The organism is Kitasatospora sp. NPDC056138 (assembly GCF_042264695.1).
Taxonomy (GTDB): Bacteria; Actinomycetota; Actinomycetes; order Streptomycetales; family Streptomycetaceae; genus Kitasatospora.
The window spans coordinates 115,905-123,964 of record NZ_JBHJVK010000017.1 but is presented as its reverse complement, the minus strand read 5'-3'; the positions used below and the strand labels follow the sequence as shown (position 1 = coordinate 123,964).

General features: G+C 74.2%; 3 protein-coding genes. All 3 read right to left on the bottom strand.

The features are described from left to right. Positions 1 to 279 precede the first annotated feature (279 nt). Positions 280 to 2,124, bottom strand: a complete 1,845-nt coding sequence (locus ACFC1R_RS13940; protein ID WP_375937788.1) for an ATP-binding protein — start codon at positions 2,122 to 2,124, stop codon at positions 280 to 282. Positions 2,125 to 2,259: 135 nt separating this feature from the next. After that, a complete protein-coding gene (locus ACFC1R_RS13935; protein WP_375937785.1) occupies positions 2,260 to 4,434 on the bottom strand; it encodes an SUKH-4 family immunity protein in 2,175 nt (724 codons plus the stop codon). Positions 4,435 to 4,464: 30 nt separating this feature from the next. Further along, entirely contained in the window at positions 4,465 to 7,545 is a 3,081-nt protein-coding gene (locus ACFC1R_RS13930; protein WP_375937782.1) for a toxin glutamine deamidase domain-containing protein, read from the bottom strand. Positions 7,546 to 8,060: the final 515 nt, after the last annotated feature.

Here is an 8,060-nt window from a genome sequence, read left to right as displayed (position 1 = left end):
CCTCCTCCGGCCGCCCACCGTTGATCCACTGCTGGGCCGCCTCGATCGCCTGCTCACGGGTCGTCACGCGGTCGCTCTCCTTAAGAGCCGGATGGATGATCCAGAATATTCGGTGGCCCACCCCGGGGGCGGGTCAGCCTGGGGGCCGGTCGGCCCGGACAGCCCGGACAGCCCGACTGCCGGCCCGGGGCTGCCACCGCAGAACCGGGGACCACCGCCCGGCGCGGCGGCCAAGTGCCCGGGGTGGCATGGGAGTCCGAGCGCGCCGGCCCCTCGCGGTCAGCGTTCGGTCGCCGCTGCGGCGGCCGTCAGGTGCAGGGCACTGACGCCTCGGCTGTCGGCCAGCACCAGGACGCCGTCCGGGGTCAGGTCCGCACCCGCGAGGTGTTCCGCCGACAGGAACGCGGCGACCTGTTCGCCGGCTGCCCCGTCGCCGTCCACGCGCCAGACCCGCAGGTAGTCGCCGCCGACGCTGAGCGCCAGGCCGGTTGAGGCCCGCTGTTCGGCGCTCGGGCGGGTCAGCCCGTCCGGGGCGGCGGGGAGCGGCTCGCCCGTGAGCGCGTCGAACGCGGCCAGCCCGGCCGTGGCGCCCTCGGCGGTCGGTTCACCGGTGCCGGGGACGACGGCCACCAGAGCGGTCGTGCCTTCCGGGGTGAGTGCGGCCGTGACGGCCGTGACCCCCGGGAGCGGGCGGGCCCAGAGCGTGCGCCAGGGCAGGTCCGGGCCGAACTCCGCAGCCGGCAGGCCGTCCTGGCGGAGGGCGTGCTCCAGCAGCGCGGCCCGCAGGTGCGGACCGGCCTCGTTACGGGTGAACAGCGGCGCCAAGCGGAGCCAGGTCCGGGCCTGCGCGGGCAGTTCGTTACCGGCCGCCACCAGGTGCTCCACCGCCGCCCGCAGCGACACCTGCTCGGCGTGCAGCAGAAAGCCCTGGTCGACGAGGAGTTCGGGCAGCACCCCGCCGTCCAGCGCGTGCCCGGCCAGCTGCTCGCGGACGTACGGAGCGGCAGCCTCCCACCGATCGGCGCCGCCTTCGGGAAGAGTCGCCAGCAGCGCCTGGGCCATCCGCCGCTGCGCCTCCCGGGCGGCACTGCCGAAACGCTCGCGCACCTCCTCCGCCACCGCGGGGTGGACGATCCGGACCGCCGACTCCTCGTCCTCGCCGACCAGTTCGATGAAGGGCAGCAGGAGCAGCTGCCCGTCGGCCAGTGCCGGGGCCATGTCCTTCCCCGCCACCGCCGAGGCGAGCCGGCCCCAGAGACCGAACGGCAGCGCGCCGCCCGGCCCGGTGAGGGCGAGCGGTGCCAGCAGCCGGCGAAGGGTCAGCTCGTTCACCCCGCAGCGCTCGGCGTGCAGGTCGAGCGCATCGCCGACGCTGCCGGGGAGTGCCACGGGACCGTCCGGCGGTACCGCTCCCAGCGAGCGCGCGGCGAGCTGGACCACCAGCGGGCTCCGGGCCCGACGCGCGAGGCCGACCGGATCGACCCCCAGGCCGGCGGTGGCGAACTCGGACTGCAGCGCCAGCGCCTCCTCGTCCGCCCACGGGGCCCGGTCGAGGTCGACCAGCACCGCGAGCCCGGCGGGCAGCTCGCCCATCAGCCACTGCGCCTGCGCGCGCGGCACCTCGGCGAGCAGCCGGATGGACGGCGCGAGCGCCAGCGGGTGCAGGACCTCGGCGGCGACCCTGGCCGGCTCCTCCGTCGCCCGCAGCACCCCGGCCCGGTCCACGTCGGCGACCACCACCGGGACGGGCTCCTCCCTCGGCTCGGCCAGCGACCGGTACAGCTCCTCGGTGCGCTCGGCGGCGAGGCCCAGTTCGTCGGCCACCGCCCACAGGAGCTGGACGGCGCTCAGCCCGGTCGCACCGAAGACCATCGGCGCGGCCGGCCCCGCGGGCGGCACGGTGGAAGGATCGAGGGCCGCCAGGTCGAACTGCTCCCGGTAGGAGGGCTCGCACAGCATCAGGAAGCCGGTCAGCAGACGCGACCGTCCGCTGCCCGGGTCTCCCGTCACCAGGACCACCTTGGGTGCGTCCGCTCCCCCGGCCCGCCAGCCCGCCAACTCGCGCAGGGCGGCCGCCCGCCCGCCGATGAACGGGTGCGGCTGGTAGGTGGTCAGGTCGGTCACGTCGCAGTCTCCAGAGTCAGGGGGCCGGGGGTGCTGCCGGGGTCCTCGGCGTGGGCGGGGTGTTCGGCGCGGGCGGGGTGTTCGGGTCCTCGGCGGTGCCGGTCCGCCCTGTCCCGGGCCCGGTCCGGTCGGTGCTCAGCCCCAGTTGTCCGGTTCCAGGGCGTACTCCCAGCAGTCGCCGGCCGCCGCTTCGGGGTCGGTCCCGGCCAGCCGGAGCCTCAGTTCGGCGAGCACCTCGTCCTGGTCGGGACCGCGGTAGGCGCGGCGGACCTCCAGGTACCAGGACTCCAGCGCGACCATCGTGAGGAACGAACGGAGGTCGGTGCCGACCAGGGGTTCACGGGGGTGCTGCCACTCCGAGGCATCGGCGGGCAGCATCCGCAGGACCCTGCCGTGGGCGCCGTCGAGCAGCAGCGGGCAGCCCATCCACTCCCCGAGGGAGTAGAACGGTCCACTGCCGTCGGGCTGTTGCGCCTCCTCGACCGAGTCCCAGGGCCGCGGCCCGAGGCCCCCGGCGGTCAGCGGGTCCAGCCAGAGGCCGATCAGGCCCGCCACCTCGGGTACGCCGACCTCGGTCAGCACCCGCCGGGTCGGCTCGTGCCGGACTCCCTCCGGGACGTCCGCCAGCCGCAGCCGGTGGACGGCCTCCGGACGGAAGACCCGCTCCAGCAGGACACGGGTGTCCTCGCGCTCCACGTCCTCGTACGGCCTCGGCAGGACCTCGCCGTAGGGGAGGTCCGACAGCATCGGCCGGCGGCCCGGCTCCTGGCGGAGGTGGGCGGGTTCGATCCGCAGCGCACAGCTCCCCTGGCGGCCCGCCACCACCACGAGGTCGCCCACCACGCCGAACTGCTCGGCACCGGGGTGCCGGAGGACGCCGAGGCGGCGTCCGTCCCCGGCGTCGAAGACCTCAGCGTCCTGCCCGTCCGCCTCGACCAGCCAGCGCGGTGCGGCCGGGGAGTCCTCGGGGAGCAGTTCGAGCTCGTCCGGTTCCTCCTCGGCCGCCAACGGACCGGCCAGCAGCTCTCCGTCGGCGGCGGCCCGGACCAGCGCGTTGCCGTCCTCGTCCTCGGTGAACACCGCCGGGCTGCCCGCCCAGGACACGGCCGCGACGCCGATGGGGTCGGCGGTGAGCCCGGCCTCGGGCCGGGTGAAGTCGCCGGAGGCCCTCCAACGGGACCAGGCCGTGGTGAACGGCAGCGGTTCGGGCGAAGCCCCGGCGAGCTGCGCCGCCCGCTCGGACCGGCCCCGGGTGAAGGCGTCGTGGCTCAGCCAGGCGACCCACTCACCCTGCGATCCGGCCGCCGGACCGCAGCCGGCCAGGTAGTGCACGGCTGCGGCGTCGCTGCCCTGGGCGATGCCGGCCGGGTAGCCGACGCCGAAGCCCTCCAGCAGCGCGTCCTGCGGAATCCGGGCGAGGACGGTGGGGTCGGCCAGCAGGTCGTCGAAGCTGCCGGCCGCCGCCGCGTGGCCGGGCAGCGATCGGCTCGCCCAGTCCGCCGGGGCGCCGGTCAGCAGCGCGGCCGTCATCCGCCGGTGCACCGACTCGCTCGCGGTTCCGGGCAGTTCCCGCAGCGCCGGGGCGACGGCGGCCGAACGGAAACCGATCAGCCCGTCCGCGGTGACGGACAGCCAGGGGAGCTCGTCGGCCCAGCCGAGCAGCTCGTCGCCGGTCGCCTCGACCTCGGCCGCGCGGCACAGCGCCGCCCACGCCTCGACCGGCACGGCGCGGAGTTGGGCATGGGCCAGCGCGCGCAGGGCCGAGACGGTACGCGGCGGGAGCCCCTGCCGCACGGACTCGGCGATCTCCGACCGCGAGGCGCCCGGCAGTTCGATCACCCGGCAGCCCGCCGGCGGCGACTGCGGTACCGACGCCACCTCGGTGACCAGCTTGAACGGGGCACGCTCCCGGGCGTACCCGAGCGCGGTCAGCACCTCGGCGACCCGGGCGGGCTCACCGCTGGTGCTCAGGGCCCCCGCCCACTGGGTGTTGGCGACCAGGACGATCCGGGGCTCCTTGTCGCTCCGGAAGAGGCGTTCGAGGTCGTAGAGGCTGTCCAGGCCGTTGCGCTGCGCCGGATCCAGCTGCTCGACCAGCCCCAGGACCAGCTCCTCCGCGCTCAGACCGCCCGCGTCCAGGTAGAGCGCCTCGGGGAACTCCGCCCGGAGCGCCTCCAGCAGTGCGGTCCTCCCAGCCTGCGCCGCCCCCGACGTCCCCCCGACATACAGCCGTCCTGCCCGTTCCGGGCCGGTCAGCCAGCCTCGGGCCTCCTCGACAGCCGCGGCCAGAGCGGCCTCGTCACGACTCACGCGGGTTCTCCGTCCTCGTCCACCGGGTCATCAGTCCACATCCATCGAATTATCGTTGAGGTCCAGCTGGCCGAGCTTGGAGGGCAGGCTCAGACTCTGCTGCGGCTGCGCCGTCGTGGCGCCGTGGCCGAGACCGTTCTTCTGGGCCTTCGCCCAGGCGCCGCCCACCTGGGCGACGTGATGCCTGAGGTCGGCGTCCATGCCCTTCTTGGCCTTGAGCCACGCCTTCTCGTACGCCTTCTTCTGCGCGTCGTACTTGTCCATCTCCGCCTTGGCCGCCGCCTTCGTCGCGTCGTCGGCGTTCTTCGGCGCGGCGGCCGGCCGCTCCATGACCGGGTAGTCGGGCATGTCGCCCTTGCGGTAGCCGGTGGCGTAGTAGATGGGAACGCCCTTGTAGTTCGATGACAGGTAGTCCGAGCAGTGGCCGTGCCCGGGGCCCTTCCCGCACGGCTCCCGCTCGGTGTAGAGGCTCACCATCTCGTACCTCTTGTCGCTGCTCCCGTGCTCGTCGTTGAGCTTGGCGACCCAGTTGCCGAGGTGCGGCTCCGAGTGCAGCGGCGTGACGCCCTTGCGGTCGGCCGACGGCGGCACCGAGCTCTCCACCACGTAGTGCACCTCGCCGGTCTTCGTGTCGCGGACCTCAACCACCGCGTAGTTCTTCTCCGTGAAGTCGGGCCGGTGCGGGCCCGCGTTCTCGACCGCGGTGGTCACCTTCGAGGTCTTGAATCCGGACTTGATCGCGTCCCGGATCCCCTTCTGCCCCGTGAGCGCCTTGTCGGTCTTGGTCTCCGCGTGGTCCGCCGCACCACGGGACTTCTCGTCCTTGGCGCCCCCGGGCAGGTCGTTGCCCTTCGAGTCCTTGCCGTCGTGACCGGCCTTGTCCGACTCCGCGTAGGGGAACTGCCGGTGCTCCGGGCTCGCCCCGACACCGTGCTGCTCGTGGAACGAGTGGCTCATCCGGCCGAGTGCCGCCACCACCGCGCCCTGCTCGCCCGGGTGCATGTCACGGAAGCCGGGCAGTGCGTGCTCCAGCTCGCTCTTCTTGAACGTGTGGCCGTCGGGGCCCTCGGTGCGCTGGAGCAGCTTGGCCAGGTGCTGCGGGTTCTCCTCAGCCCAGCGGTCGAGCTGCTTGTAGACGTGGTCCATCTCCACGGAGCGGACCGGGTTCTGCTCGCGCAGCCTCTTCTGCTCCGAGTCCGGATGGACCCCCTTCTCCAGGTGATCCGTGCCCTGCTCGTCACCGTGGCGCGGGTGCTCGGTGTCGGTCGCCTTGCCCTTGCCCTTGTCATCCGGGGTGTGGTCGGCGCTGCCGTCGTGCTCGGTCTTGTGCTTGGGGTCGTCGGACGACTCCGTGTGCACCTTCTTGTGCTGCTGGTCGTCACCGCCCTCGTTAGGGCGCTTCAGTCCGGCCGGGTCCGCCGGGCGGCGGTGCTGCTGCTCGTCGGGGTGGGCGGTTCGGCCGGTCGGGTGGTCCGACGGCTTGTTTGACGAGTGGTCCGAGGGATGGTCCGACGGGTGGTTCGACGGATGGCTGGAGTCCGGGTGGCCGGTGGCCGGGTGGCCGGAGTCCGGGAGGGGGTGGCGGTTGGGGTCGAGGGGGATGGCCCAGACGCCGTGCTTGCCGTCGTGGATCGGGTGGTCGCTGCGGGCGCCGGTCTGGTTGTCGAGGTAGGTGATCTTGCCGTTGTGGTTGACGGCGTTCCAGGCGTGGGCGCGGCCGTGGGCGTCCTGGGTGATGATGACGGCCTGCGAACCGTGACCCGACTTGTGGAGCTGGTCCTCCAGGTGGTGGTACGCCTGCTTTCCGTTGCCCAGGTCGCGGAAGGGCGCGCCGAGTTGGTGCTCGGCGCGGTCGCGTCCGCCGTGCTCGCCGGCGTCGCTGCCGTCGTGGCTGCGGGGCGCGGCGGCGGTGGGGTGGCCGCTGTAGGTGTCGGCGGTGGAGAGCGCGACGTCGAGGCAGTTGTTGTTGCGGCCCGGCTGGCGGTGGCCGTCACCGTTGACCGCGCCCGGCCAGTCGCCGTGCGGGTCCGGGTGACGCTGCGGAGTGCCGTCCGGGTTGCGCGGGATCCGGCTCTCCAGCTCGTGCTGGTGGTGCGGTTCGACCGGCGCCAGCCCGCCCGGGGTGTCGTGCGGGCGGCTGTCGGACAGCGGGCGGTCGTGCGCGGGGGCGTCGTGCCCCGGAGCGTCGTGCCCGGGGGCGTCGTGTGTGGGAGCGTCGTGCCCGGGGGCCTGGTGCTCCGGATCGGCGTGGTCCTTGGGCGCGTGCTCCTGCGACCTGTGGTCGTCGGGTGCGTGCTCCTTGGGGGCGTGGTCCTTGGGCGCGTGCTCCTGCGACCTGTGGTCGTCGGGTGCGTGCTCCTTGGGGGCGTGCTCCTGCGGCGTGTGGTCGGGGGTCTTGCTGTCCGGGGTCTTGTGGTCCGGGGTCTTGCTGTCGGGGGCGTGGCCGGCTGCCTTGGGACGGTCGTCCTGGTGGTGCGGGGTGGACTGTTCGGGCGCACGGTGGTCCGGCGTACGCGGCTCGGCGGTACGCGGCTGCGGCGTACGGGAGTCCGGCGTACGGGTGTCCGGGCGGTGCGGGGTCGCCGACGGGGTGTCGGCCGACGGGCGGGGCGTGCGCGCCGAACCCGAGCCCACCGGTCCCGTCTCGCGGGCCGGACGCGCCGGGATACCACTGCCGCCGCCCTCCGACGGAGTACGGGACGGACGGACCGGGCCCGTACTCACCGACTGCGTGCCACGCCCGGGGCCCGCGCCCCCGTCGGCCGGATGCGGCACACGCGAGGGAGCAGCGCCGGTCGGCGCGGCGCCGCCGGTCGGGACGCCGCCCGCCGGGTGCGGCATGCCACCGACGGGTGGCGGCGCGGCGGAGTTGGTGTCCTGCCGGGGCGGCGGGGTGGACGGGGTGTCCGCAGCGGGGTGCGGCGTGGTGTCGGTCGGGCGCTCCATGGTGCCGACGGACGCGGTGTCGGTGTGCGCCGGGCCCTCGGGCTTCCCGTCGTGCTGCGGCGCACCGGACGGACCGTCCTGGCGGTGCGCAGGCTGCGAAGACCCGCCCTCGTGGGGACGGACCGGGCCCGTGGCGAACCCGCCCGCCCCGCCGGAGGCGTGCACAGGGCCGGTGGTGAAACCACCGGGCGTACCGGAACCGTGCACCGGACCCGTGGTCGGTGCGCCGCCCTGATCGCCACGCGGCTCGGCAGGACGATCGCTCGGGCGGTCGTCGGGGCGGTTATCCGGACGGTCGTTGGGACGGTCGTTGGGACGGTCGGCAGCGTGGTCGGCGGTGTGGTCGGACGGCCGATCCGCTCCGGGCTGGTCGGCGTGGTGTGCGCCACCGGTGTGGTCACCGGACGAAGTCCGATCCGGGGAAGGCCGGCTGTGACTCGGTGACGAGGACCCGCCGCCCGATTGCTCGGACGAATGCCCGCCCGAACCACCGTGCCCAGCCGAACCACCACTCACGTGCCCGGCCGAACCACCACCGTGATCCGCCGAACCCTGATGCTGCCCACCAGACGAAGAACCCTCAGACGAATGCCCGCCCGAACCACCGTGCTCCGACCCCGAACCACCACCCGCATGCCCAGCCGAACCACCACTCACATGCCCAGCCGAACCACCACCGT